The organism is Cellulomonas fulva, assembly GCF_018531375.1.
Classification (GTDB): domain Bacteria; phylum Actinomycetota; class Actinomycetes; order Actinomycetales; family Cellulomonadaceae; genus Cellulomonas; species Cellulomonas fulva.
Map to the genome: position 1 here is coordinate 661,564 of NZ_JAHBOH010000001.1, position 24,604 is coordinate 686,167.

A 24,604-nucleotide genomic window follows, 5' to 3' on the forward strand; every position below is an offset into this window, starting at 1 on the left:
TCCTCCAGCGGGGCCATCGGTGTGCGGGGTGTGCCCGGTGCGTCCCGGGCAGGCCCTCCTGCCCCGTACGTGTGGTCACGCCGGCACGTCTTGCAGGCAACGGGACGATTCTCGGGACGGCTCCGGCGGGACGGGTGCTCGCTCAGTCCTCGCCGCCGGTCCACGCGGCGGCCAGCCGGGCGCGCGCCCGGCTCAGCGCGGCGTCGGCGCCACCGCGGCCGATCCCCAGCACGTCCGCGAGCGCCTGGCCCTGCAGGCCCTCCCACGCGTTGAGCAGCACGATCTGCCGGTCCCGCGGGCTGAGCGCCGCGAGCGCGCTCCGCACCCGCTCGTCGCGCACGGCGCGCAGCGCGGGGTCGTCGTCGTCGACCTCCTCCGGCAGGCGCTCGACGGGGATCGGCCGGCCCTTGCGCCGGTGGTTGGCGAGCACGAACCCGGCCGTGCGGTAGAGCCACGGCAGCTCCGCGCCGTCCGGCACGTCCTCGCGGCGCCGCCACGCGATCGTCAGGACGTCGGCGACGAGGTCCTCGGCGTCGCCGCCCGCGCGGCGTACCAGGTACCGGTGCAGCTCGCGCTCGTGCGCCCGGACGACGGCGGTGTACCAGGCGGCGTCGTGCACTCGCGGCGGCGGTCCGGCGTCCCCGGGCTCAGCGGGTTCCTCGGTCGCGGGCTCGACCACGGCCGGCTCGGCCGGGGCGTCGTCGGCCGGGGCGTCGTCGGCCGGGGCGTCGTCGGCCGGACCGTCCGTGGCGGGGACGGCGGCGAGCCGGTCGGTGGTCCGGGACAGCATCCTGGGCCTCGTCTCGTCGTTCTCTCGGTCGGGCGGGCGGTCCACCATCGGTCAGACCGCCGCCCCGGGCCGCGGGGGCGCGACAGAGCCACCCCTGCACACCGCACGTGTCGCGAGCGGACGCGGTCTTGCAGCGGGACGCGCACGTCCTCGCGATCTCACCCGCCGCGCTCCGCCGCCCACCGGTCGCACCGCCACCGCTCCCGCCGTGCCGTGCCCCGCACCGCCCCGTCTACAGGCCGTCGGCGACGACGGCGGTCGCCCGCAGCCACGCGTCGCGCGTCGCGGGCCGCAGCACCTCGTAGTCGATCGGCCCGCCGGGCACCAGCGACGGGTCGTACGGCACCTCGACGACCGCGCGGGTCAGCGCGCCGAAGTGCGCACGCAGCCGCTTGCGGAGGTCCTTGTCGATCTTGCGGTCCGGGGCGGACAGGATCGTCACCGCGCTGCGCACGGCGTCCTCCCGGCCGCTGGCCCGCAGCGCGTCCAGCGCCCACGCGGCGGACTGCGCCGTGTCCTCGCGGATGGTCGAGACGACCACCACCTGGTCCGCCGCGTCCACGGCCTCCTGCCAGTTGGAGGCGCGCATGTTGTTCCCCGTGTCGATCACGAGCACGCGGTAGAACCGCGACAGCACCCGGTGCAGCGACGCGAACGCCGCGGCGTCCATGGAGGTCGCCGACGAGGAGCTCTCGTCGGACGCCAGCACGTCGAACTGCTCCGCGGTCTGCGTCCGCACGTACCCGTCCAGGTCACCGACCCGCACCGTGGCCGCGCCGCCCAGCGAGGGCATCGCCTGCAGCAGGTCGACGGCCGTGCGCTGGTGGTCGGTGTGCGCGGAGCGCCAGCCGAGCGTGCCCCGTGTCTCGTTGTTGTCCCACGCGAGCGTGTAGCCGCCGCGCTGCAGGCCGAACGTCGCGGCCAGCAGCATGGTCGCGGTCGTCTTATGGGCGCCGCCCTTGGGGTTGATCACGACCACCGTGCGCGGGCCGTCGAACGTGCGGCGGACCGCGGCGGTCTGGACCCGGCGGCGCTTCTCCGCGCGGCCCGGCCCGGGCTTGACCGCACCGAACGTCGCGCGGCGCACGCCGACGCGCCACCCGTGCTCCGCGGGGCCGGTGGTGCTGGGGTGGCGCGCGGCCAGCAGGTCGTCGAGCGTCGGCAGGGACTCGCGCCCCTCGGACGCGCGCGTGCTCGCCGCGGCCCCCGCACCGAGCGACGACGACGTGGGCGACGTGGCGCCGGGTGCGGGAGAGTCGTCCGACGAGCGCGTCGCCGGGGCTGCCGCGGAGGACGTCGCGGAGCCCGGCCCGCCAGCCGCGGGGCCGGTCGGCGTGCTGCCCGGCGTCGCGCCCGTCGCGGTGCCTTCCGACGCGGTCCCTTCCGACGCGGTGCGATCCGACGCGGTGCCATGTGACGTGGTGCCCTCCGACGGGAAGCCGCCCGGCCGGTCCGAGGTGCCGGCACCGGCGTCCGCGCGCGAGCCGTCGCCCGCGGGCTCGTCGGGACCCTCGCCGGACGTCGCGACGGGGCCGGCGCCCGGCTCGCCCACCCGGGCGCTGCCGCCGTCCGCCGGTGCCTCGTCGACCAGGCCGTCCGGGTGGATGAGGAGCGACCACATGCCGTCCGGGTCCCGGACCTGCACCGGGACCGGCGACCCGACCTCGCCCGCGAGCGCGGCGATGCGCTCCGTGATCGCCGCGCCGGCCTCCTGGAGGCTCGCCATGCGGATGCGCTCGACGACGCCGTCGACCGAGATCTGCCCCGTGCCGTCGTCGTGCACCTCGGCGGTGACCTGCGGCAGCCGTGCCGCGGTCGTCGTGCCGTCACCCTCGCTCATGGCCGTACCTCCTTGGGGCTTCGAGGGCGAAACTACGCGAAAGGGCGCGTTCGCGCGCGTGCCGCGGCACGTGTGCGGTCCCCGGGTCCCACCCGTGCCCGCCGCGCGCCCGTCCGCCCGACCTGCGGCGACGTGCCCGCCGGGCGCGCGGGTCACGCGTCGACGTCCACCTCGAACCAGACGAGCGTGCCGTCGGCGTCCGACGTGGTCCCCCAGGAGGTCGACAGCGCGTCGACGAGAGCGAGGCCGCGACCGTTGGGCGCGGTGGGGTCCGTGCGCCGCAGCACCGGCCGGCCGTGCCCCTCGTCGTGCACCTCGACCCGCAGGACGTGGCCCAGGAGCATCACCCGGACGGTGACGTCGGCGTCGGAGGGGCCGTGCACCACGGTGTTCGCGACGAGCTCGCCCGTGAGCAGCTCGGCGACCTGGTTCGCGGCGCCGCCCACGCCCGCCCCGGCCGCGACGCGCATGACCCACCGGCGTGCGACGCGCGGCGCGACAGGCGTGGCGGGGACGACGATCTGGTCCTCCGCGTCGGGTCGACGCATGCGGACGCTCGCCGCGCTCCTGATGTCTCGCACCTCACCCACGCCCACCAGGGTGCCCGACGACGGGCCGGCGCGCTGGGCGAACCAGCGGATGAAACCGTTGGCGCGCCGCACCACGCCGTGACCGGGTGACGCTGTCAGCGGTCACCCCTACGTTGGGGGCATGCCCTCGTCGACGCCCGCGATCGAGATCGACGTCCGGGGCCGCGCGGTGCGCGTGAGCAGCCCGGACAAGGTGTACTTCCCCGCGCGCGGGCTGACGAAGCGCGACGTGGTCGAGTACTTCGTCGCCGTCGGGGACGGCGTGCTCGCGGCGCTGCTGGACCGCCCGACGACGTTGGAGCGCTGGCCCAAGGGCGTGTTCGAGGGCGCGCGGCTCTCGACGCGGGCCGACTCGTCGGGGGACGCGTTCTACCAGAAGCGGGTGCCGGCGGGTGCACCGGACTACGTGCGGACCGCCCGCATCGGCTTCCCCAGCGGACGGACGGCCGACGAGGTGGCGCCGAGCGAGCTCGCCGTCGTCGCGTGGGCCGCCAACCTCGGCACCCTCACCTTCCACCCGTGGCCCGTGACGTCCGACGACGTGGACCGCCCCGACCAGCTCCGCATCGACCTGGACCCGCAGCCGGGGACCGACTTCTCGGACGCGGCCCGCGTGGCGCCCCGGGTGCGCGAGCTGCTGGCCGAGCACGGGCTGGAGGGCTGGCCCAAGACCTCCGGCGGGCGTGGCATCCACGTCTTCGTGCCCATCGAGCCGCGCTGGACGTTCGTCGACGCGCGCCGCGCCACCATCGCGTTCGGCCGCGAGCTGGAGCGCCGGATGCCCGACGAGGTGACGATGAAGTGGTGGAAGGAGGAGCGCGGCTCGAAGATCTTCGTGGACTACAACCAGATGGCCCGGGACCGCACCATCGCCTCCGCCTACTCGGTGCGCAGCAACCCGCGCGCCACCGTGTCCGCCCCGCTGCGGTGGGAGGAGGTCGGGGACGTCCACCCCGACGACTTCGACGTCACGAGCATGCCGGCGCGGTTCGCGGAGGTGGGCGACCTGTTCGCGCCGCTCGCCGCCCACGCACCCGGCCGGTTCTCGATCGAGTCGCTGCTGGAGCTCGCCGAGCGCCAGGAGCACGACGAGGGCCACGGGGACCTGCCCTACCCGCCCGAGTACCCGAAGATGCCGGGCGAGCCGCCGCGCGTGCAGCCGTCCCGTGCGCGCAAGGACCCCGCCGAGCCCGCGTGAACCAGCCCGCGTGAACCGCGTGAAGGGGCTCGCGTGAACCAGCCCGCGTGATCCCGTCGGCGAGGGCTCAGCCGACGAACTCGTAGTGCCAGTACTCGGGGTTGCCGCCGTCCTCGAGCGCCCAGGACGGCTGCACCCAGCCGTACGACGGGCCCTGGGCGAGCAGCCACTGGCGCTGGGGCGTGTCCCAGCCGTACTCGCACGGCAGCTCGGGCACGTCGAGCGCCACCCCGGTGCCGTGCCGCGAGGTCCCGGGCTCGGCGGCGATCGAGCCCAGCGCCTCGCGCATCGCGACCTGCGTCGCGTAGTCGCGGTAGGTCAGGTCGAGGTCCAGGTCGTGCCCGAACTCGGCGCGGAAGGCGCGGTTGAGCCGCTCGAGCGCCGCCGTCGCGTCGGTCCGCAGCCAGTAGCGCGTGCCGCGGCTGTCCGCGCCCCAGGACGTCGGGGTGAGCATCGACTCCGGGAGCCGGCCGTTCGACCCGTCACCGCCCTCGGTCGGCGCGGACGTGAAGAACGCCGGGCCGTCGTACGTCGTCGTGCAGCGGTCGGTGGTGGGCGCGGGGTCCGGCTCCGCCGTCACCCCGTCGTCCGGCTCGTCGTCCGGCAAAGGCTCGGGAGTGGCCTGCAGCGCGAGCCAGTCCCGGTGCGCGGCGTCGACGTCCTCACTGACGTCGAGCGTCTGCGCGGCGAGCGCGCGCAGCGCCTCGACCGCGCCCGCGCGGGTCTCGTCGTCCTCCGCGTGCTCCAGCAGGTCCGCGAGCCGGCCGCGCACGGCCTCGTCGTCCTCGGCCACCTCGCCGCGGCTGGCCGCGAGCGCGTCCCGCGCCCGCTCCTGCGCGTCGCGCAGCGCGCCGAGCGCCAGCTGCCGCGTCCGGAGCACGGCGGTCCGTGACGACCGCGCCGCGCCCTCCCGCTGGACGGCGGTGTCCGCCAGCCGGGAGTCGACCGCGGCCGCCGCCCGCGCGCTCGCGCGCGCCGCCGCCTGCACCCGGTCGGCGCGGACGTCCGCCCGGTGCTCCGCGACGACGAGCGAGCCCGCGCCCGCCCCGATCCCGAGGGCGGCGACGACGACCGCGACGGCGGCTCGCCGCGGTGCGCCCGGTCGTCGGTCGGTGGACTCGCGCATCGGGCGATGCTGCCTCGCGGACGAATCGGACGCAAACGACGACGACACGCCGCCGTCCGGTGGAACCCGGACCTCGGGGCCTCAAGGGCACCGCGCCCGTCACCGATGATGAAGGCATGACCGATGCCCGTCCCCTCGTCGCCTCCACCCCCGGGGCCGCGATGCCGGGGGCCGCGGCGGCGGGCATGCGGGAGCTCGGCCCGGCCGAGCACGCGCACCTCGACCGGCTGCGGACCCACCTGCGAGCCAGCGGCGCGCCCGTGGAGTCGGTCGCCGGCCTGGGTGCCCTCCTGGGCGCGGCGCACGGCTCCTGGGCACGCAGCCCCGAGCCCGGCCGGCCCGACCCCTCGCCCATGATCTCCGCGATCGCCGTCGGCGTGGGCGACCTGGTGCTCGCCGGGGCGCCGGGCGCGCGGTGGGTGCTCCGCGTCGACGGCCCCGCGCCCTCCCCCGCGGTCCTGTCCGCGGACGGCTCGGCCGCCGTGGTGCCCTTCGCCGACGTCCGCAAGCGCTGGACCGACGACGAGGGCGGCCTGGACGCCGAGTGGCTCGACCGCTACGTCGCGGCCGCCTCGACGCACCTCACGGAGACCGCCCCGGCGCCGCAGCCTGCGCCGACCGGCTCCGCACCCGCCCTGTCCGCACCCGCCCTGTCCGCACCGGCCGGGTCCGGACCTGCCGGCTCGGCATCGACCGCGTCCGCGCCGGCCCCGCAGCACTCGCCCGCCGACCGCGAGCCCGGCGTCCCCACCCAGCGCACCGCGGCGAGCGCGGACGCACCGCGGTCCCACCGCCGCCGCGCCGCACCGGCGGCCGAGGAGCCGGTCGTCCGCTACCGGACGCCCAACGAGCTGCCCGTCGTGCCGTCGCCCGAGGCGCAGAACCTCGCGCTGCGCGCGCTGGACCGCGGGCTGTCCCTCGCCATGACCGACGGCCCGCGGCCGTTCGCGATGCGTGACGACGGAACCAACGTGCACGTGCGCTGGTTCACCACCGGGCCGGACGAGGCGCTGCCGCTCGCCGAGGCGTGGGTCGCCGACGGGGTCGCGCTGCGCGCGGCGATCGGGTGGGCCGTGCCGCTGGCGCCGTCGGGCGCGCTCGTCGTGCCCGGTCTCGGCACGGTCCCGGACGACGAGTCCGCGGTCGCCGAGGGTGCCGACCACGCGGTCGTCGTGCTGACGTCCGACCTCGGGTCCCCCGGGCTCGTCGTCGCCCACCGGTACGCGTCCGGCGCACCGGGACGGCCGGTCGGCCAGCCGCTCGTCGTCGGCCCGTGCGCGTCGGTGGTCTGACCGTCGCTCGGCGAGCGCGGCGGTCGCCGCGCACCTAGCCTGCGGGGATGCGGCCGCACCTGACCCGACGACGCGCCCTCCTGCGCGCCGCGGCGTTCGGCGTGGGCGCGGCGGTGCCCGTGCTGGTGCTCGCGTACCTCGTCCGCTCCCAGGCCAGCGGCCTGCAGTCGTTCGACGAGCAGGTGGTCGCGTCCGCGACGTCGTTCACCCGCGAGCACCCCGCGGTCCGCGACGCGCTGCTGACCTGGCAGTCGGTCTTCGAGCCGATGTGGGTGAACCTCGCGGGCACCGTGGTGTGCGTGTGGGTCGCGCGCCGGATGCCGAGCCGGGCGCTGTGGGCCTTCGGCACCCTCATGGTGACCTGGGGCCTGACCAACCTCGCCAAGCTCGCCGTCGGCCGGGCGCGGCCGGTCGTCGAGGACGCGCTCGTCGACCCGCCCGGCGCCAGCTTCCCGTCCGGGCACGCGACGGCGTCCGCCGTCGCCGCGGTGACCCTCACCGTGCTGCTCTGGCCGCTGCTCGGACGGACCGGGCGCGTCGTCGTGCCCGTGACCGGCGGGCTCGTCGTGCTCGTGACGTGCGCCGACCGCGTGATGCTCGGCGCCCACTACCCGTCCGACGTGCTCGCGGGCGTGCTGCTGGGCACGGCGATGGCGGGTGCGTCCGCGATCGGCTACCTGGGCTGGTCGCCCCGCACCGACGCCGCCTCCCGCGCCGACCACGTCGACGCCGCGCTCACGGACCCCCACCCCCAGGAGGAGACCGCGTGATCCACGAGTACGTGCACCGGTACGAGATCGACCCCACCCCGCCGCGGTTCGCGGCCGCCGCGCGCGACGTCGCGGTGCGCGGGCTCGGCCTCGCCGCGCTCTGGTGGCTCGTCCTGCTGGGCGTCGGGCTCGTCATCCACGGCCCGCTCGACGACCTGCAGGCGGAGTCGAGCGTCAACGAGTGGTTCGTGGACCAGCGGACCGCGACGCTCGACACCGCGAGCAACATCGCGTCGCACGGCGGCGAGACGTTCGTCATCATCGGCGTCGCCCTGCTCGCGATGGCCCTCGTGTGGTGGCGGACCCGGCAGTGGTGGTTCGCCATCGTGCCCGGCCTCGCCGTCGGGCTGCAGTCCGCCGTCTTCCTGTCCACGACGCTCGTCGTCGGCCGCGAGCGCCCCGAGGTCGAGATGCTCGACGACGCGCCGCCCACCTCGTCGTACCCCAGCGGGCACACCGGTGCCGCGACCGCGCTCTACGTGACGTTCGCCCTGCTCGCGCAGCGCATCCGCACCCCGTGGCTGCGCGCCGTGGTCACGGTGCTCTGCCTGGCCGTCCCCCTCGCCATCGGCACCGCACGCCTCTACCGCGGCATGCACCACCTCACCGACGTGCTCATGGGCATCGCCAACGGCCTGGTCACGGCCTTGCTGGCGTGGCGCTACCTGCGTCGCTCGGTCGCGTCGGACGCGTCCGACGAGCGCGGCTCCGCCGAGGCCGCGTCCGGCGGGGCGTCGTCCACCGGGGCATCGTCCAGCGGGGGGACGTCCACGGGCCGCGCGTCCGCGGGCCCCGCGTCCTCCCGGTCCGACGAGCGCGCGCCGGGCCGCGTCACCGCGGCGGGCTCCGCGCCCCCCGGCCCGTCGTCCAGCGGCTCGCCGTCCACCGGTGCGTCGGCCACCACGTCGTCCACGGGCTCGTCCGCGCCGCCGGGGTCCGCCGGCACCTGGTCGTTCCTGCGCGCGGCGGTCAGCACGTAGCCCGTCGTCGCGACGAGCCAGACGATCCCGAGCACGGCGAACGCCCACGTGTGCCGGCCCGACGTGAGCGCCGCGCACACCGCGATCAGCGCGCCCGCGGGCAGCGCGGAGCGCACCTTGGCGTCGCGCAGCACCGCCCTGACCATGCCGTGACCTCCTGACGTCGCGGACGACCGGCCCACCCTGCCACACGACGCGCCTCATCCGATCGGGTGAAGCCGGACCGGGGAAGCCGACAGCGAGGGACAAGCCGGAGGACCCGCCCAGGGCCGTCCGGGTGACGGTCCCCCGCACCGGTCGCGGGTGCGGGATCGTCGCGCGTGCGAGGGGGTCACCTCGCGCTCCCCTGCCCCAAGGATCCCGCATGCGCACCTCACTCCCCACGTCCCGCGGCTCCCGCGTGCTTGCCGCGGCGGTCGCCGCGCTCGCCGCCGGCGTCGCGTCGCTCGCCGGCGCCGTCCCGGCCGCCGCGGCAGACACGACCACCATCACGGGCACGGTCGTCTACCCCGCCGGGGCCGAGGCCTCGGACGTCGCGACCGTGCTCGCCTGGCTGCCCACCGCCCGCGGGATCGACGTCTCCGCGGCGGCCGACGTCGCGGCCGACGGCTCGTTCTCGCTCACCGACCTCAGCCCGCGCACCGGCTACCAGCTCTCGTACACGGACGCTGAGGGCCAGTTCGCCACGGGCTACTACCGGACCACGGGCTCGCTCGTCGCCAAGGCGGCCAACGCCTCCCTGGTCACGGCGGGTGGCTCACCGGTTACCATCGCCGCCCGCACGTCCGCCCCGATGACCGAGGTGGCGCTCACGCTGCCCGGCGACGGCACCTTCCCCGACTGGAGCCCCATGGGCTTCTTCGTCGCCGAGCCCGGCAACGGTCGGGTCGTGTCCGTGGCGGGGGTCGGCGGCCCCGCCACCGCCACCGCACTGCTCCGCGGCTCGGCGGCTCCCACCGCTGCGGCCGGCGTCAGCGGGTTCGGCGCCCAGGGGTTCGGCGCGGCCTCCGCCTCGCCCGCCGCGGGCGAGGCGAACGTGGTGAGGCTGCCGGTCACCGGCCTGCTGCGCGGCGGGAGCTACACGTTCGCGCTGCCCACCTCCCCGGACTTCACCGGCTACTACTACGGCGGTGCGGGTCAGCCGCTCAAGCGCTCCCTCGCGAAGGCCGGCGCCTTCACGGGCGGGACGCCGTCGGTCGAGGTGCTCGTGATGGCGCCGTGGGCGACCGTCGCCCCGGCGGTCACCGGCCAGGCGCGTCTCGGCGTCAAGCTCACCGGGACGCGCGGGACGTGGTCCACCGCCGGCAAGCCGGCCTACCAGTGGCTCCGGAACGGCGTGGCGATCAAGGGCGCCGTCTACTCGTCGTACACGCCGAAGGCGGCCGACCTCGGCAGGAAGCTGAAGCTCCGGGTCACGTTCACCTCGAACGTCGCCGGGTACGCCCCGGGCACCGCCTACTCGACGGCGACCGCGCTCGTCGTGAAGTAGACCTCTCGTGAGGTAGGCGTCGAGCGGTCCTGCGCGCCGCCGCCACGAGAAAGGCCCCGGACCTGCGATGCGCAGGGCCGGGGCCTTTCCTGTGGAGCCGCCTAAGGGAATCGAACCCTTGACCTTCTCATTACGAGTGAGACGCTCTGCCGACTGAGCTAAGGCGGCATCGTCGGCGGACCGACGAGCGGCGCCTACTGTACCTGGCCGGGGTCCCGCGCTCCAAAGCGGCCACCGGTCAGCAAGTGGTCCCCTCGGCCGGGACGGTGCCCTCGAGCAGGTAGGCGTCGACGTTCTGCGTGACGCAGTCGTTGGAGCTGCCGTAGGCCGTGTGACCCTCGCCCTCGTACGTCAGCAGCGTCCCGGAGGACAGCAGCTCCGCGAGCGCCTGCGCCTGCGCGTACGGCGTCGCGGGGTCGTTGGTGGTGCCGACCACCAGGATCGGCGCGGCGCCGGGTGCCGAGTAGTCCGCCAGCCCGCCGACCAGCGGCACCGGCCACTGCGCGCAGAGCACGCCGCCGTAGGTGAAGTACGAGCCGACGGTGGGCGCCGCCGCGACGATCTTCTCGGCCTCGGCCGCCATGTCATCGAGGTCCGCGCTCGCCCGGCTGTCCGCGCACCCGATCGACCAGAACGCCTCGGTCTGGTTCGACGAGTAGGTGCCGTCGGACTGACGGTCGTAGTACGAGTCGGAGAGGGTGAGCAGGATCGAGCCGTCGCGCTCCTCGATCGCCGCCGTCAGCGCCGAGGTCAGGTACGTCCAGTAGGACTGCGAGTACAGCGTCACCGCGACCCCGCTGAACGCGAGCGCGCCCGTCAGCGGGCGGTCCGTGCCGGTGGGCAGCGGGTCGGCCGTCGCCTCGTCGAGCAGGTCGCGGACCTGGCTCATCCCCTCGTCGACGTCCCCCGTCAGCGGGCAGCGCGCGCCGGCCTGGCAGTCCGTGACGTAGGCCCGCAACGCGCTCTCGAAGCCCACGGCCTGCGCCAGCGTCGACTCCTCGGTGGTCAGCGTCGGGTCCACCGCGCCGTCCAGCACCAGCCGGCCGACGCGCTCGGGAAAGAGCCCGGCGTACGTCGCGCCGAGCTGGGTGCCGTAGGAGAAGCCCAGGTAGGAGAGGTCGGTGTCGCCCAGGACGGCGCGCAGGACGTCCATGTCCCGGGCGGCACTGACCGTGTCGACGTGCCCGAGCACCGGTCCCGTCTGGTCCAGGCAGGCCGCCGAGAACTCGGCGTACATGTCGATGGAGCGCTGCACGCCCGCGGGCGTCGAGTAGTCCGGGTCGTAGGCCAGGAGCTCGTCCATCTTGGGCGCCGCCAGGCACGTCACCTCGGGCTGCGAGTGCTGCACGCCGCGCGGGTCGAAGCCCACCAGGTCGTAGCGCGCCTGCACGTCGTCGCTCACCACGTCGGTCGCGTAGTCCAGGAAGTCCACGCCGGAGGCCCCCGGGCCGCCCGGGTTCAGCAGCAGCGACCCGATCGCGTCGCCGTCCCCGGCGCGCTGCCGGGCGACCGCGAGCCGGATCGTCTGGCCCTCCGGGTCGGCGTAGTCCAGCGGCACCTCGAGCATCGCGCACTCGCCCTCGTCGCACGTCTCCCACGCGAGGACCTGGGCGTAGAACGGCTCGAGCTCGGCGGACGGCGCGCTGTCCACGTCCGCCGGCGGCGGGGTGGTGCCCGCCTGGTGCTTGGGTGCGGTGCACCCGGTCACCACCAGCGCGAGGACGGCCAGGAGGGCGACGCGCGCGCCCCGGGACCCGCGGCCCGGGGTCGAGGAGGGACGACGAGCGGCGCGGCGGGCTGACTGCACGGGCTCACCGTAACCGTCCGGACCGTGCGACCCGTGCCGCCGGGGCGTCACTCGTCAGCCCTGCGGCCGCAGCGCCACGGCCATCGCCTCGACGGCGAGCAGCGGCGCGACGTTGCCCTCCAGCCGCGTGCGGGCCTGCCCGATCGCGTCCATCCGCCGCAGGGTCTGCTCGGGCGCGGAGGTCGCCGCGATCGCCCGCACCGACTCCTCGTGGTCCAGGTTCACGAGCGACACGTCCGCACCGAGCTGCACGACGAGCACGTCGCGGTACAGCGAGAGCAGGTCGAGCATCGCGCGGTCGAGCACGTCCCGCTGCGCCCTCGTCGCGCGGCGCTTCTGGTCCTCCTCGAGCTGGCGGACCTGCGCGCGCACCGCGGGAGGCACGGTGGCGAGGCCCTCCGCGCCGAGGGTGCGCAGCAGCGCGGCGCGCTCCGCGGCGTCCCGCTCCTCGGTGGCCGCCTTGGCGTCCGCCTGCGCGGTCGCGACCAGGTCGCCGGCCGCGAGCACCGCGTCCCCGACGCCGCGGATCCGGGTCGCCACCTGCAGCACGTCCGAGCGCCGACGACGAGCCTCCGGGTCCCGGGCGAGGCGGCGCGCGATCCCCACGTGGCTCTGCGCCGCGCGCGCCGCGACCTCGGCGACCCGCGGGTCGATGCCGTCGCGGCGCACCAGCAGGTCCACCACGGCGTCCACCGGCGGCACGCGCAGCGCGACGGCCCGGCTGCGCGAGCGCAACGTGACCAGCACGTCCTGCGGGCTCGGGGCGCACAGCATCCACACCGTGCGCGGCGCGGGCTCCTCGAGCGCCTTGAGCAGCACGTTCGACGTCTTCTCCACCAGCCGGTCCGCGTCCTCGACCAGGATCACGCGCCAGCGCCCCGCCGCCGGGGAGCGCTGCGCGAGCTCGACCAGCGGCCGCACCGCGTCGATGAGGATGTTCACACCCTCGGTCGCGACCACCTTCACGTCGGGGTGCGTCCCGCCGAGCACCGTCAGGCACGCGTGGCACCGCCCGCACCCGCCCTGCTCGCACTGGAGCGCCGCCGCGAACGCGCGCGCCAGGTTGGACCGGCCGGAGCCCGGCGGCCCGGTGAACAGCCAGGCGTGCGTCATCGCCGCGGGGTCCACCACCGCGCGCTGGAGCTCGGTGATCGCGGGCTCCTGCCCGACGAGCCCGTCCCAGACGCTCACCGCGCCGCCCCGGCACTCAGGACCGCCGTCACGCGGGCCTGCACGGCGGCCGCGATCTCCTCCGCCGGCGCGGTCGCGTCGAGCACCAGCCAGCGGCCGGGCTGCGCCGCGGCCCGGTCCAGGAACGCGAGACGGGTCCGCCGGTGGAAGTCGCCGCCCTCGCTCTCGAGCCGGTCCGGGTCCCCCGTGAGCCGCGCGCGCCCGACGTCCGGGTCGAGGTCCAGGAGCACGGTCACGGCGGGCAGGAGCCCGCCCGTCGCCCACAGCGAGAGCCGCTCGACCTCGTCGGCCCCCAGGTCCCGGCCGGAGCCCTGGTAGGCGACCGAGGAGTCCAGGTACCGGTCGGTCACCACGACGGCGCCCCGCTCGAGGGCCGGCCGCACCAGCGACGCGACGTGGTGGGCGCGGTCGGTCGCGTAGAGCAGCGCCTCGGTCCGCGCGTCGACGTGCTCGCCGTGCAGCACGGCCGCGCGCAGCGTGCGCCCGAGCTCGGTGCCGCCGGGCTCGCGCGTGAGCACCACCTCCCGCCCGTGGGCGCGCAGCCACTCCGCGAGCAGACGGGTCTGCGTCGTCTTGCCCGCACCGTCGCCGCCCTCGAACGAGACGAACAGCCCGCCCGGGACGGGCGTGCTCGTCGTCGGCAGGCTCGTCGTCGGCAGGCTCGTCGTCGGCAGGCTCGTCGTCGGCAGGCTCGTCGTCGGCATACCGGCGGGCGCCTGCGGACTGCGCCGCTGCGGGTCGGGCGTGGTCACGGCGTCAGGCTAGCCGCCGCGACCCACACGTCCGGCGCCGCTCACTCGCCGGGGTAGACCACGCCCACCTGGCGCCGCACCTCGTCCAGCGTCCGCAGGACCTCGATGGTCCCCTGCCACGTCATCCGCGGGCTCTCGACCGCGCCGTCCGCGACCTGCCGGGCGACCTCCGCGGCCTCGTACTGCAGCCCCTGGGTCCCCGGCTGCTCGAAGGTCCACACGCGCCCGTCCAGCCGCGTGACACGGAACGACGAGGGACCGTAGAACGAGCCGGCGACCTCGACGAACCCCTCGGTGCCGGAGATCTGCGCGGTCGTCGGCGTCTTGGCCCACAGCGTCGTCGACAGCGTCGCCTGCGTGCGCTCGCCGTAGGACAGGACGATCGAGACCTGCCCGTCGACGCCCGTCGGCGCGAGCGTGCCCACGGCCCGCACCGCGTCGGGCGCGCCCAGCAGGTCGTGCGCGAACGACACGGGGTAGACGCCCAGGTCCAGCAGCGCGCCGCCGGCGAGCGCCGGGTCGTACAGGCGCGAGGCCGGGTCGAAGCCCATGAGCTGGCCGTGGTCGGCGGAGACGTTGACGATCTCCCCGATCTCCCCGGCGTCGAGCACCTGGTGCAGCGCGGCGACGTGCGGCAGGAACCGCGTCCACATCGCCTCCATGACGAACACGCCGGCCTCCCGCGCCGCGGCGAACACCTGCTCCGCCTCGGCCGCGTTGCGCGTGAACGCCTTCTCGACGAGGACGTGCTTGCCCGCCCGGATCGCGAGCAGCGCGTGCTCGAGGTGCTCCGAGTGCGGGGTCGCGACGTAGATCGCGTCCACGTGCGGGTCGGCCACCAGCGCCTCGTAGCCCAGGTGCGTCGTCGGGACGCCGTGCGCGGTGGCGAACCGTTCCGCACGGTCGCGGTGGCGGGAGCCCACGGCGACCAGCTGCGCGCGGGTGTGCTGCGAGACCGCGTCGGCGAACGAGCCGGCGATGCGGCCCGCGCCGAGGATGCCCCAGCGGATCGGCGGTGCGGTGCGCGGGTCCAGTGTGCGTGCCATCCCGCCAACCTAGCCGTACCCGCCCCCACCCCACCCACCCCCTCGACTCGCACCCCACCGCCCGCCCCCCGAGCGCGGACGGCACGCCCCCACCGCGGACGCTCGACGACCGCCCTCACCGCTCACCGTCCGCGCTCACCGCCCGGCCGCGGGCCCGGATGACCGACCCGCACGGGGTGCGGTAGGGCACGAGCAGACGCCACCCCCACCCCGAGCGCGGACGCGGCGCACCGAGCGCGGACGCTCGACGACCGCACTCGCCGCGTACCGTCCGCGCTCGCCGGGTGGTGGGCCGCGTGAGGTGGTCGACAGGGGTGGGTGGTGGTTGACGAGGTGGGCGGGGGTGCGGCACGGGCAGGCGGGTCACTGGCGCCGAGCGCGGACGGAGCGCGCCGAGTGCGGACGCTTGACGGGCGCGCTCGCTGCGCACCGTCCGCGCTCGCGGGTGGGTGGGGGTGGGTGAGGGACCGGGCGGGGTGGGGGATATGGCTTGTCCTGGGGACTTTCTTCGGTTGGCGTACTTAGTTACCCTCGTCCCGATCGGTCCGATGGGGGGCCGAGGCGGTTGGGCACCACGGACCGACGTTCAACGGAGAACTCATGGCCATGACTCGCACCACACCCCGCTGGCGATCACGCATCCCTGCCGTGGTCGCCGCCACCTCGCTCGCGCTGGCGGGTCTCGGCACGGCCGCGCAGGCGGCGCCCGACGACGAGACCGTGGCGGTCGTCGACACCGCCGCGACCGACGACACGCTCTCGCTGTTCCGCTACCTGCGGGACCAGGAGTCCGGCGGCGTCCTGTTCGGTCAGCAGCACGCGACGGACGAGGCGATCTCGTCGTCGGTCACGGGACCGGACGGCCTGCCGCTGAAGTCGGACGCGTACGACGTGACCGGCGACCTGCCGGGGATCTTCGGGTTCGACACGCTCGCGCTCAAGGGCGACGAGAAGCCGGGCTCCCACGACAACACCGACGAGGAGAACGCGCTCGCGCTCGCCGAGCAGTTCGTCCGCGCGGACACCCTCGGCGCAGTCGTGACGCTCTCCGCGCACATGCCCAACTTCGTGACCGGCAACGACTTCTACGACACGAGCGGCCGCGTCGTCAGCCACATCCTGCCGGGCGGCGACAAGAACGCCGACTACCGCGACTACCTCGACCTCGTCGCGCTGGCCGCGACGAGCGCGGAGCGCACCGACGGCTCGCTGGTCCCGGTCGTGTTCCGGCCGTTCCACGAGAACACGGGATCGTGGTTCTGGTGGGGCGCCGCGCACGCGACCACCGGGGAGTACAAGGAGATCTTCCGGTACACGGTCGAGTACCTGCGCGACGTCAAGGGCGTGCACAACCTGCTGTACGCGTTCTCGCCCAACGGCTCGTTCGACGGCGACGCGGCGCGCTACCTCGAGACCTACCCGGGCGACCAGTGGGTCGACGTCCTGGGCTACGACATGTACGAGAACTCGAACGCGGCAGACGACTCCTCCGCGTACGTCGCGTCGGTGGTGACCGACCTCGAGATGGTGGTCGACGAGGCGCGCGAGCGCGGCAAGATCCCCGCGTTCACCGAGTTCGGCCGCAACGGCGACCGCACCATCAAGCCGTCGGGCAACAAGTCGCTGCACTACTACACCGAGCTGCTCCAGGGGCTGCGGGCCAGCGAGAAGGCCGGCAGCGTCGCGTGGATGCTCACGTGGGCGAACTTCGGCTCCGGCCAGATCTACGTGCCCTACGCCGGTCACGAGATGGCGGCTGACTTCCAGGCCCTGTACGACGACGAGGGCTCCGTCTTCGCGAGCCAGACGGGCGACCCGTACGCGTCGCCGGCCACGCCCGGTGCCCAGGAGCCCTTCCTGCGGATCGTCTCCCCGGCGGACGGCACCCGTCTCACCACGCCGACGACGACCGTGCGGGCGAAGGTCACCGCGGCGCCCGGCGTCGACACCGTGACGTTCACGGCCACGGGCTTCGACCCGGTCACGCTGACGCAGGACGCCGACGGCTACTGGTCCGGCACGTGGGAGATCGGGGAGGACGCGCTCACCAACCGCACGGTGGCGGCGAGCGTGTCCGCGACGGGCGGCGGCCAGGAGCTGTCCGCGGACGTGTCGCTCATCCTCGGCTCGGCCCCCGAGCTGCCGGTCGGCACGGTCGACGACTTCGAGGGCTACGGCGACGACGTCGCGCTGCGCGCGGCCTACACGGTCACCAACGCCACCTCGTCGGCCCTGACGCTCGCCGAGCACGGCGACGGCCACGCGGCCCGGCTGTCCTACGACTTCCCCGCGTCCCGCACGGGCTACCTCGGGTTCGGCAAGTCGTACGCGCCGACGCAGAACTGGTCCGGCTTCGGTCAGCTCGACCTGTGGGTGGACCCCGACGCGTCGGGCCACAAGCTCGTCGTGCAGGTCCAGGCGGGCGGCGTGACGTTCGAGGCGTACCCGTCCCTCGCGGGCGACGACCCGTACCTCGCCGAGATCCCCTGGGACGAGTTCGCGCCCGCCCCCTGGGACACGGCCAACGCCGGCGCCACGCTCACCTGGGAGCGGCTGGCCAAGGTCAGCCAGTTCTTCGTCTACCTGAACGACGCGGGCGGCTCGGCACCGCTGACCGGCTCGGTCGTGGTGGACGACATCGCGGCGTCGGGCGAGGGCGAGTACGTCGACCCTGAGCCGTCGGCCGAGCCGATCCTGGTCGACGACTTCGAGTCCTACGCCGACGAGGCCGCGTTCGACGCCGCGTGGGGCAACCGGGGCAAGTCCGACCTCGTCACCCTGTCCGACGACGCCGGCCAGGGCGAGCAGGCGCTGTCGTTCACGTACGACAACGCGAACGGCGGCTGGCAGGACGTCGCGCGCTGGCTCGGCGGGCAGGACTGGTCCGGCCGGGACGCGCTGTCGCTGCAGGTGAAGGGCGACGGCTCGAGCAACCAGCTCGCGATCCAGATCGGGAACGGGACCGGCGGCTACTGGCTCGCGCAGGTCCCGCTGACCGACGCGACGTGGCACGCGGTCGAGATCCCGTTCTCGTCGTTCACCCCGTCGTGGCCGGCCGACCTGACCGACCCGCTGGGCGACGCACAGCTCGGCGTCGTCAACGAGCTCGTGCTCGCGTCGAGCTCGCAGTCCGGCGCCGGGACGTTCGGCGTCGACGACGTGCGCGTGGTCGGCGGCGACGTCGCACCCGAGGTGCCGGACGGCACGCCCGAGGTGCTCGACACGTTCGAGTCCTACGCCACCACCACGGACCTGCGTGCCGCGTGGAACAACATCGCCGAGCAGGACTGGGGCGACGGCTGGCAGCTCGCGCTCGCGCCCGGCGAGGGCTCCGGCGGCTCGCAGGCCGGCGAGTTCACGTACGACTTCTCGTCGACGACGTACCTGCAGGAGTCGCGCTGGCTCGGCGGGCACTCGTGGGCGGGGCTCGACGGGGTCTCGGCGTGGGTCGACCCGAACGGCTCGGGGCAGTCCGTCACGTTCCGCGTGCGCACGCCCTCCGCCGACGGCACGGGCGAGGACTGGTACTGGGAGCTCCCCGTCGCGCTGACCGGCCCGGCCCGGACCGTGCACCTGCCGTTCGACGAGGCCGTGGCGACCTGGCCCAGCGGGATCGACCCCTCGGTCCGGCCGACCCGCGCCCAGCTCGCCAAGGTCAACGAGTTCATCATCATGGCGACGCAGGCCGACGCGACCGCCACCACCGGCTCGTTCCTCCTCGACGACCTCGAGGTCGGGGACTTCCCGGACGAGCCCGAGCAGGTCGCGCCGTCGGTGACGACGGACCCGGCCGACGCCTCCGGCGCCCTGGGCAGCACCGTGACGCTCACGGCCGCGGCGGCCGGCACGCCCGAGCCGTCGGTCCAGTGGCAGCGGGCCGCGGCGGGCTCGTCGTCCTGGACCGACGTCCCGGACGGCACCGCGGGCTCGCTCGACGTGGTGCTCACGGCCGACGAGGACGGCGCCCGCTACCGCGCGGTGTTCACCAACGCGGCCGGCTCGGTCACGTCGGCGACCGCGACCGTGACGGTCCGGAGCACGGCACCCGTCGTGACGCACCAGCCGGGCTCCGCGGCGGGCAGGGTCGGCGCGAAGGTCACGCTGACGGCGGAGGCCACGGGCTACCCGGCCCCGCGCGTGCGCTGGCAGCTGCGGGTGGGCTCCTGGTGGATCGACGTGCCGCACGCCACGGGCACCACGCTGCGCACCGTGGTGCTGCCGGCGCCGGTCACGTACCGGGCCGTCTTCACCAACGCGGCGGGCACGGTCACGACGCACACCGCCACGGTGTCGCCGACGCCGTCCTGGTGGCCCTGGCCGCGCTGACGCGGCCCAGCTCCGCGTCGCCGTGCGCAGCGACGCGGGTCGGGCCGCCCGCCGCCCCGCCCTCACGTGGGGCGGGCCGGGCGGTCTGAGACGACGACACCCCCGCCGGAAGGGCTGCCGGCGGGGGTGTCGTGCGTGCGGGTCGGGTCAGGCGGCCGCGCTGCGGACGGTCCGGGCGGAGTACCACGACGAGCAGCCGAGCACCGTGACCACGGTGCCGAGGAGCACCAGGAAGACGAGCATCGACGGGGCCGCCGCCGGCGAGTCCGCGTCCAGCGGGCGCAGGAGCAGCACGAACCCCCCGAGGGTCACGACGAGCGCGGCGACGGCGCACGCGCCCGCCACGCCGCCCGCGCGACCCCGGGGCGGCAGCCGCCGCAGGTCCAGGACCCCGAGCGCGAGCGCGAGGAGGGCGAGCAGCCCGGCGCACCCCGCGGCGACGCCCGTGTGGGGGCCGCCGTCCCCCGCCGCGACCGCCGCGACGACCCCGCCCAGCAGCGCGAGCACCAGGAGCGTGACCGCGCGGACCCGCGAGAGCCGGCCCTGGTCCGGCGGCGGCTGCTGGCTCACGAGACCGCGAAGCTCGGCCAGGTCGTCAGGCCGTAGGACTTGGCGTTGTCGAGCGCGAGCTCGGCGGACGTGGCCTGGTTGCTCAGCGTGTTCCACGTGGTGCCGAGGGCGACGAGCGCGCCCGCCACGCCGAGCCCGGCAAGCACCGGGGCCGCGGGGAGCCCGAAGACCGTGCCCGTCGCCGTGATCGCGCCGGCGATCCCGAGGGCGAGCGAGACCAGCGCCCCGGCGACGCCCCACCAGAACACCGTGATGCCGGAGCTCATGGAGTCCAGCGCGGACGTCAGCGCCGTGACGTACTCCGTGCGGACGGCCTCGAGCGTGGACTTCTGCTCCGGGACCCGCTGGCGGTACTGGTCGGCGGCGTCGCCCTGCCAGCGGTCGTCGACCAGCAGGTCGCCGTCCTCGATCTCGTGCGTCTGCGCGGAGGTCGGCGCGGACACCTCGTCCGCCCACCGTCTGGCCAGGTCGGACAGCCCGCCGGGATCACCCGCGTACGCGAGCTTGTCCGTGAACCAGTCCCAGAACTGGCCGAGCTTCTCGCACAGGCCGTTCCACGCGTCCTGGACCCGGTCGGCGACCCAGCCGGCCCACCCGGGCACCTTGGCGAGCGTCTCGTTGACCTTGCGGGTCAGCTCGTCCACCTTGTCGCGGATCTCCTGCAGGAGCCGCGTCACCTCGTCGATCGCGTCGTCCACCGTGCCCCCTCAGTCCCAGTCCCACGTGCCGGCGAGCCGCTGCTTGGCGGCCTCGTCCGTGCCCTCGTACGTCGCGCGCACCTGGCGCAGCGCGGTCGCCGCCCCGGCCATCTCCGCGGACCCGCCGCGCAGCAGGCCCTCCACGACCGAGCGGATCTCCTCGAACGAGGTGGACACCGCGCCCCCCGCGAACGAGAACTGGGACGGACGGACGCTCAGCGAGCCCGCCGAGTCCGCCGCCGTCCGCGTCACGTCCGCGACGCCGTCCCAGCGTTTCGCGTCGTCCGTCAGTGCCTGCATCGCCGCCTCGAACGTCATGCGCTCCCCCTCTCGGCCGTCCGGTGCTCACCGCACCGGCCGCACTCGGTCGTGAAATCGGTCGGTCGTCGTGTCGGTCGTCGTGCCAGTCGTCGTGTCAGTCGTCGTGCCGGTCGGTCCGGCTGGTCACTCGTGCAGGAAGCCGGCCCGGCGCGCGAGCGCGTCCGGGTCGGCGAACAGCCGCGCCGCGTCGGCCAGCGCCGTGCCGTCGAACGGCTGCTCGGGCACCGTGCGCGTCGCCGCCTGCACGGCCGCCCCGAGCGCCTCGGTGAGCTCGCGGCTCAGGTTGAAGGGGTGCGTGCGCGCGGCCCACTGCTCGTCGGCCTCGACGCGGACCAGGACGCCCGCGCCGTTGACCGCGGCGGTCACGTGCCCGGCGGCGCTGCGTCCCTCGTGCTCCGCGGCCGCCCGCTCCGCCACCTGGTCGAACGCGGTGTCGAGCCGGCTGTTCACCGTCCGCAGCAGCTCGGTGAGCTCGTCGATCGAGCGGCGGACGTCCACCCGGTCGCCGGACTGCGCGGCGAGCTCGCGCAGACGGTCGGTGAGCGACTCGACGCCCGTGGCGGCGGGACGCGCGCGGGGAGCCGGCTCGTCGAGCGACTGCACCGTCGCCTCGCCCCAGAGCCGCGCCCGCTCGGCGCCCGCGCTCCCGTACGCCTCGAGGACGGCGGCACCCAGGCCGGCGGCGCCGTGGTGGGTCGCCCACCCGTCGCGCACGACGACGTCCTGGGGCGCGCCCTGCGCGTCGATCCGCACCTGCACCGTCCCGGACGGGTCCGCGCCCGTCACCGGCCCGGCGGCGCGGACCGCCTCCTCGTACCGCTGGGTCGACACGTCGATCGACTCGCGCAGCTCCGCGAGGTCCTCGCGCGGATCCGTCACCTGGTCCCCCTGGCCTCGTCGTACCGTTCCGGCTGCACTCTAGCCAGACGAACCGGACGAGTCGCCCCGAGCCCACGGCCGGCACCCGATCGGGTCATCGGACCGGACCCGGGGCGCGGCGTGCGGCCTCAGGAGGACGACGAGGCCTTCTTGCGCGTGGTGGTGCGCCGCGCCGGCGCCTTCTTCTTGGCCGGGGCCGAGGCCCGCTTGTCCGCGAGGAGCTGGATCGCCTGCTCGGGCGTGATCGACTCCGCCGTGACGTCGCGCGGCAGCGTCCGGTTGGTCACGCCGTCGGTCACGTACAGACCGAACCGGCCGTCCTTGACCACGATCGGCTTGCCCGACGTCGGGTCGTCGCCGAGCTCGCGCAGCGGCGGCGCGGCGGTGGCGCCGCGGCCGCGCTTGGGCTGGGCGTAGATCGCGAGCGCCTCCTCGAGCGTCGTCGTGAACAGCGCCTCCTCCGAGGCGAGCGTCCGCGAGTCGGTGCCCTTCTTGAGGTACGGCCCGTACCGGCCGTTCTGCGCGGTGATCTGCGTGCCGGACTCCGGGTCGACGCCGACGACGCGGGGCAGCGACAGCAGCCGCAGCGCGTCGTCGATCGTGATCGAGTCGAGCGACATCGTCTTGAACAGCGAGGCCGTGCGCGGCTTGGGGGCCGCGGACAGCGCCTTCTTCCGCGCGGCGGCCGAGAGCGACGGGTCGAGCTCCGGCTCGGGCAGGAGCTCGGTCACGTACGGGCCGTAGCGGCCGTTCTTCGCGACGATCGTCGTGCCGGTGGTCGGGTCGGTGCCCAGCACCTGGTCGCCCTCGGGCTCGCTGTCGAGCAGCTCGCGGGCCCGCACGGCCGTGAGCTCGTCGGGGGCCAGCTCCTCGGGCACCGACGCGCGGCGCGGGTTGCCGTCCTCGCCCAGCACCGCGGGGTCCTCGAGGTACGGCCCGTACCGCCCGACGCGCAGCGTGATGCCGTCGCCGATCGGGATCGAGTTCACCTCGCGCGCGTCGATCTCGCCCAGGTTCGCGACGAGGTCGTGCAGGCCCTGGCCCTCGGTGCGGCCCGTTCCGTCGCCGAAGTAGAACCGGCTCAGCCACGCGACGCGGTCCTTGTCCCCCGCCGCGATCGCGTCGAGGTCCTGCTCCATCTCCGCCGTGAAGTCGTAGTCGACCAGCCAGTCGAAGTTCTCCTCGAGCAGCCGGGTCACCGCGAACGCGAGCCACGAGGGCACCAGGGCCTGGCCCCGGTTGCTCACGTAGCCACGGTCCTGGATCACCGAGATGGTCGCGGCGTACGTCGACGGGCGGCCGATGCCGCGCTCCTCGAGCGCCTTGACCAGCGAGGCCTCCGTGAACCGCGGCGGCGGGGACGTGCGGTGCCCGTCGGCGGCGAGGTCGCGCCCGGTCAGCGGGTCGCCCTCGGCCATCTTCGGCAGGCGGGCGTCCTTCTCGTCGGCGGCCGGTGCGCCCTCCTCGTCGTACCGCGAGACGTCACGGCCCTCCTCGTACGCCGCGAGGAAGCCGCGGAACGTGATGACCGTGCCGGACGCGGAGAAGACCGCGTCCCGGCCGTCCGCGGCCACGGCACCGAGCCGCACCGAGGCCGTCTGGCCGCGCGCGTCGGCCATCTGGGAGGCGACCGTGCGCTTCCAGATCAGCTCGTACAGCTTGAACTGGTCGCCGGAGAGCTCGCGGGCCACCTGGGCGGGCGTGCGGAAGTGGTCACCCGCGGGCCGGATCGCCTCGTGCGCCTCCTGGGCACCCTTCGCCTTCGACGTGTAGACGCGCGGCGAGTCGGGCACGTACTCCGCGCCGTACAGCTCGGCCGCCTGGCGCCGCGCGGCGCTGATCGCCTGCGTCGACAGCACGGGCGAGTCCGTCCGCATGTAGGTGATGTAGCCGTTCTCGTACAGGCTCTGCGCGGTGCGCATGGCCTGGCGCGAGGACATCCGCAGCTTGCGGGACGCCTCCTGCTGCAGCGTCGAGGTGGTGAACGGCGCCGCGGGGCGGCGCGTGTACGGCTTGGTCTCGAGGCTGCGGACCTGGAACGACGCGCCCTCGAGCGCGGTCACGAGGGACGTCGCCGCGGCCTCGTCCAGGTGCACCGCGTCCGAGCGGAGCTCGCCCCGGTCGGTGAAGTCACGGCCCGTGGCGACCCGGCTGCCGTCCAGCGCGGACAGGCGCGCGGAGAACGCGGGCTCGTCGTCGTCGGCCACCGCGAACGTGCCGGTGACGTCCCAGTAGTCCGCCGCGACGAACGCCATGCGCTCGCGCTCGCGCTCCACGACGAGCCGGGTCGCGACCGACTGCACGCGGCCCGCGGACAGGCCCTGGCGGACCTTGCGCCACAGCACGGGGCTGACCTCGTACCCGTAGAGCCGGTCGAGGATGCGCCGGGTCTCCTGCGCGTCGACCAGCCGGTCGTCGAGCTCGCGGGTGTTCTCCAGGGCGCGGGTGATCGCCTCGCGCGTGATCTCGTGGAAGACCATGCGCTTGACGGGCACCTTGGGCTTGAGCTCGGAGAGCAGGTGCCACGCGATGGCCTCGCCCTCGCGGTCCTCGTCGGTGGCGAGGTAGAGCTCGTCGGACTCCTTGAGGAGCTTCTTGAGCTCGGCGACCTTCTTCTTCTTGTCGGAGTCGACCACGTAGTACGGCGTGAACCCGTTGTCGACGTCGACCGCGAACTTGCCGAACGGGCCCTTCTTCATGTCCGCCGGCAGCTCGGAGGGCTGCGGCAGGTCACGGATGTGCCCGACGCTCGCCTCGACGTCGAAGTCGTCGCCCAGGTACCCCGCGATGGTGCGGGCCTTGGCCGGCGACTCGACGATGACGAGCTTGCGCCCTGCCGACATGCGTGCGCCTCTTCCTCCGGGTCGTGGCTCCTGCCGCGCGGCGGTCGACGACCGCCCGGCGCACCAGGACTACCGCTGGGGACTCTACGACGAAGC

At 75.1% G+C, this 24,604-nt stretch carries 19 protein-coding genes and 1 tRNA gene; 6 read left to right on the forward strand and 14 right to left on the reverse strand.

The window, feature by feature from the left end:
• Positions 1-142: 142 nt before the first annotated feature.
• The 3 genes from KIN34_RS02925 to KIN34_RS02935 form a co-directional block, all read right to left on the reverse strand.
• Entirely contained in the window at positions 143-790 is a 648-nt protein-coding gene (locus KIN34_RS02925; RefSeq protein ID WP_214346418.1) for an RNA polymerase sigma factor, read from the reverse strand.
• Between the two features lie 232 nt (positions 791-1,022).
• Positions 1,023-2,630: a chromosome partitioning protein gene (locus KIN34_RS02930; protein WP_214346421.1), complete on the reverse strand. Its 1,608-nt coding sequence runs from the start codon at positions 2,628-2,630 to the stop codon at positions 1,023-1,025.
• Positions 2,631-2,782: 152 nt separating this feature from the next.
• Entirely contained in the window at positions 2,783-3,178 is a 396-nt protein-coding gene (locus KIN34_RS02935; RefSeq protein WP_214346425.1) for an ATP-binding protein, read from the reverse strand.
• A gap of 163 nt (positions 3,179-3,341) precedes the next feature.
• Between KIN34_RS02935 and ligD the strand changes: the two genes are divergently transcribed.
• Positions 3,342-4,418, forward strand: coding sequence for a non-homologous end-joining DNA ligase (gene ligD, locus KIN34_RS02940; protein ID WP_214346428.1), 1,077 nt, complete (start codon positions 3,342-3,344; stop codon positions 4,416-4,418).
• Positions 4,419-4,485: 67 nt separating this feature from the next.
• Here ligD and KIN34_RS17045 read toward each other — a convergent pair whose 3' ends face one another.
• Positions 4,486-5,544, reverse strand: coding sequence for a M15 family metallopeptidase (locus KIN34_RS17045; RefSeq protein ID WP_214346431.1), 1,059 nt, complete (start codon positions 5,542-5,544; stop codon positions 4,486-4,488).
• Between the two features lie 116 nt (positions 5,545-5,660).
• Here KIN34_RS17045 and KIN34_RS02950 point away from each other — a divergent pair, with 116 nt between their 5' ends.
• The 4 genes from KIN34_RS02950 to KIN34_RS02965 all read left to right on the forward strand — a co-directional run bounded on the left by KIN34_RS02950 (position 5,661) and on the right by KIN34_RS02965 (position 10,075).
• Positions 5,661-6,836 carry a hypothetical protein gene (locus KIN34_RS02950; protein ID WP_214346434.1) on the forward strand — a complete coding sequence of 392 codons (1,176 nt, stop codon included), beginning with the start codon at positions 5,661-5,663 and terminating at the stop codon, positions 6,834-6,836.
• 47 nt (positions 6,837-6,883) lie between these two features.
• On the forward strand, positions 6,884-7,606 hold the full coding sequence (locus tag KIN34_RS02955; protein ID WP_214346437.1) for a phosphatase PAP2 family protein: 723 nt from the start codon (positions 6,884-6,886) through the stop codon (positions 7,604-7,606).
• Positions 7,603-8,586, forward strand: coding sequence for a phosphatase PAP2 family protein (locus KIN34_RS16655; RefSeq protein ID WP_307858058.1), 984 nt, complete (start codon positions 7,603-7,605; stop codon positions 8,584-8,586). The genes KIN34_RS02955 and KIN34_RS16655 overlap by 4 nt, the downstream gene beginning before the upstream one ends.
• Before the next feature lie 364 nt (positions 8,587-8,950).
• Positions 8,951-10,075: a hypothetical protein gene (locus KIN34_RS02965; protein ID WP_214346439.1), complete on the forward strand. Its 1,125-nt coding sequence runs from the start codon at positions 8,951-8,953 to the stop codon at positions 10,073-10,075.
• A 92-nt stretch (positions 10,076-10,167) separates the two neighbouring features.
• Here KIN34_RS02965 and KIN34_RS02970 read toward each other — a convergent pair.
• The 5 genes from KIN34_RS02970 to KIN34_RS02990 form a co-directional block, all read right to left on the reverse strand.
• Positions 10,168-10,243, reverse strand: a tRNA-Thr gene (locus tag KIN34_RS02970).
• A gap of 70 nt (positions 10,244-10,313) precedes the next feature.
• Entirely contained in the window at positions 10,314-11,882 is a 1,569-nt protein-coding gene (locus KIN34_RS02975; protein ID WP_214346441.1) for an alpha/beta hydrolase, read from the reverse strand.
• A gap of 54 nt (positions 11,883-11,936) precedes the next feature.
• On the reverse strand, positions 11,937-13,073 hold the full coding sequence (locus tag KIN34_RS02980) for a DNA polymerase III subunit delta' (RefSeq protein ID WP_214346443.1): 1,137 nt from the start codon (positions 13,071-13,073) through the stop codon (positions 11,937-11,939).
• On the reverse strand, positions 13,070-13,825 hold the full coding sequence (gene tmk / locus KIN34_RS02985) for a dTMP kinase (protein WP_307858059.1): 756 nt from the start codon (positions 13,823-13,825) through the stop codon (positions 13,070-13,072). The genes KIN34_RS02980 and tmk overlap by 4 nt, the downstream gene beginning before the upstream one ends.
• A gap of 41 nt (positions 13,826-13,866) precedes the next feature.
• The gene (locus tag KIN34_RS02990; protein ID WP_214346445.1) at positions 13,867-14,871 is read right to left on the reverse strand and encodes a Gfo/Idh/MocA family protein; all 1,005 of its coding nucleotides are present in this window, start codon (positions 14,869-14,871) and stop codon (positions 13,867-13,869) included.
• A gap of 606 nt (positions 14,872-15,477) precedes the next feature.
• Here KIN34_RS02990 and KIN34_RS02995 point away from each other — a divergent pair.
• Positions 15,478-19,197: a CIA30 family protein gene (locus KIN34_RS02995; protein ID WP_214346448.1), complete on the forward strand. Its 3,720-nt coding sequence runs from the start codon at positions 15,478-15,480 to the stop codon at positions 19,195-19,197.
• 147 nt (positions 19,198-19,344) lie between these two features.
• Here KIN34_RS02995 and KIN34_RS03000 read toward each other — a convergent pair whose 3' ends face one another.
• The 5 genes from KIN34_RS03000 to topA form a co-directional block, all read right to left on the reverse strand.
• Positions 19,345-19,767 carry a hypothetical protein gene (locus tag KIN34_RS03000; protein ID WP_214346450.1) on the reverse strand — a complete coding sequence of 141 codons (423 nt, stop codon included), beginning with the start codon at positions 19,765-19,767 and terminating at the stop codon, positions 19,345-19,347.
• The gene (locus KIN34_RS03005) at positions 19,764-20,465 is read right to left on the reverse strand and encodes a hypothetical protein (RefSeq protein WP_214346453.1); all 702 of its coding nucleotides are present in this window, start codon (positions 20,463-20,465) and stop codon (positions 19,764-19,766) included. The genes KIN34_RS03000 and KIN34_RS03005 overlap by 4 nt, the downstream gene beginning before the upstream one ends.
• A gap of 9 nt (positions 20,466-20,474) precedes the next feature.
• Complete coding sequence (locus KIN34_RS03010) at positions 20,475-20,783, reverse strand: hypothetical protein (RefSeq protein ID WP_214346456.1); 309 nt, start codon at positions 20,781-20,783, stop codon at positions 20,475-20,477.
• Positions 20,784-20,909: 126 nt separating this feature from the next.
• Positions 20,910-21,665, reverse strand: coding sequence for a YbaB/EbfC family nucleoid-associated protein (locus tag KIN34_RS03015; protein ID WP_214346467.1), 756 nt, complete (start codon positions 21,663-21,665; stop codon positions 20,910-20,912).
• 128 nt (positions 21,666-21,793) lie between these two features.
• Positions 21,794-24,508, reverse strand: a complete 2,715-nt coding sequence (gene topA / locus KIN34_RS03020) for a type I DNA topoisomerase (RefSeq protein ID WP_214346469.1) — start codon at positions 24,506-24,508, stop codon at positions 21,794-21,796.
• Positions 24,509-24,604 lie beyond the last annotated feature (96 nt).

Coding starts and splice junctions, on each gene's coding strand:
- KIN34_RS02950 (WP_214346434.1), top strand. CDS start 5,661: ATGACCGATGCCCGTCCCCTCGTCGCCTCCACCCCCGGGGCCGCGATG.
- KIN34_RS02995 (WP_214346448.1), top strand. CDS start 15,478: ATGACTCGCACCACACCCCGCTGGCGATCACGCATCCCTGCCGTGGTC.
- ligD (WP_214346428.1), top strand. CDS start 3,342: ATGCCCTCGTCGACGCCCGCGATCGAGATCGACGTCCGGGGCCGCGCG.
- KIN34_RS02955 (WP_214346437.1), top strand. CDS start 6,884: ATGCGGCCGCACCTGACCCGACGACGCGCCCTCCTGCGCGCCGCGGCG.
- KIN34_RS02930 (WP_214346421.1), bottom strand. CDS start 2,630: ATGAGCGAGGGTGACGGCACGACGACCGCGGCACGGCTGCCGCAGGTC.
- KIN34_RS17045 (WP_214346431.1), bottom strand. CDS start 5,544: ATGCGCGAGTCCACCGACCGACGACCGGGCGCACCGCGGCGAGCCGCC.
- KIN34_RS03010 (WP_214346456.1), bottom strand. CDS start 20,783: ATGACGTTCGAGGCGGCGATGCAGGCACTGACGGACGACGCGAAACGC.
- KIN34_RS02925 (WP_214346418.1), bottom strand. CDS start 790: ATGCTGTCCCGGACCACCGACCGGCTCGCCGCCGTCCCCGCCACGGAC.
- KIN34_RS02935 (WP_214346425.1), bottom strand. CDS start 3,178: ATGCGTCGACCCGACGCGGAGGACCAGATCGTCGTCCCCGCCACGCCT.
- KIN34_RS02965 (WP_214346439.1), top strand. CDS start 8,951: ATGCGCACCTCACTCCCCACGTCCCGCGGCTCCCGCGTGCTTGCCGCG.
- topA (WP_214346469.1), bottom strand. CDS start 24,508: ATGTCGGCAGGGCGCAAGCTCGTCATCGTCGAGTCGCCGGCCAAGGCC.
- KIN34_RS02990 (WP_214346445.1), bottom strand. CDS start 14,871: ATGGCACGCACACTGGACCCGCGCACCGCACCGCCGATCCGCTGGGGC.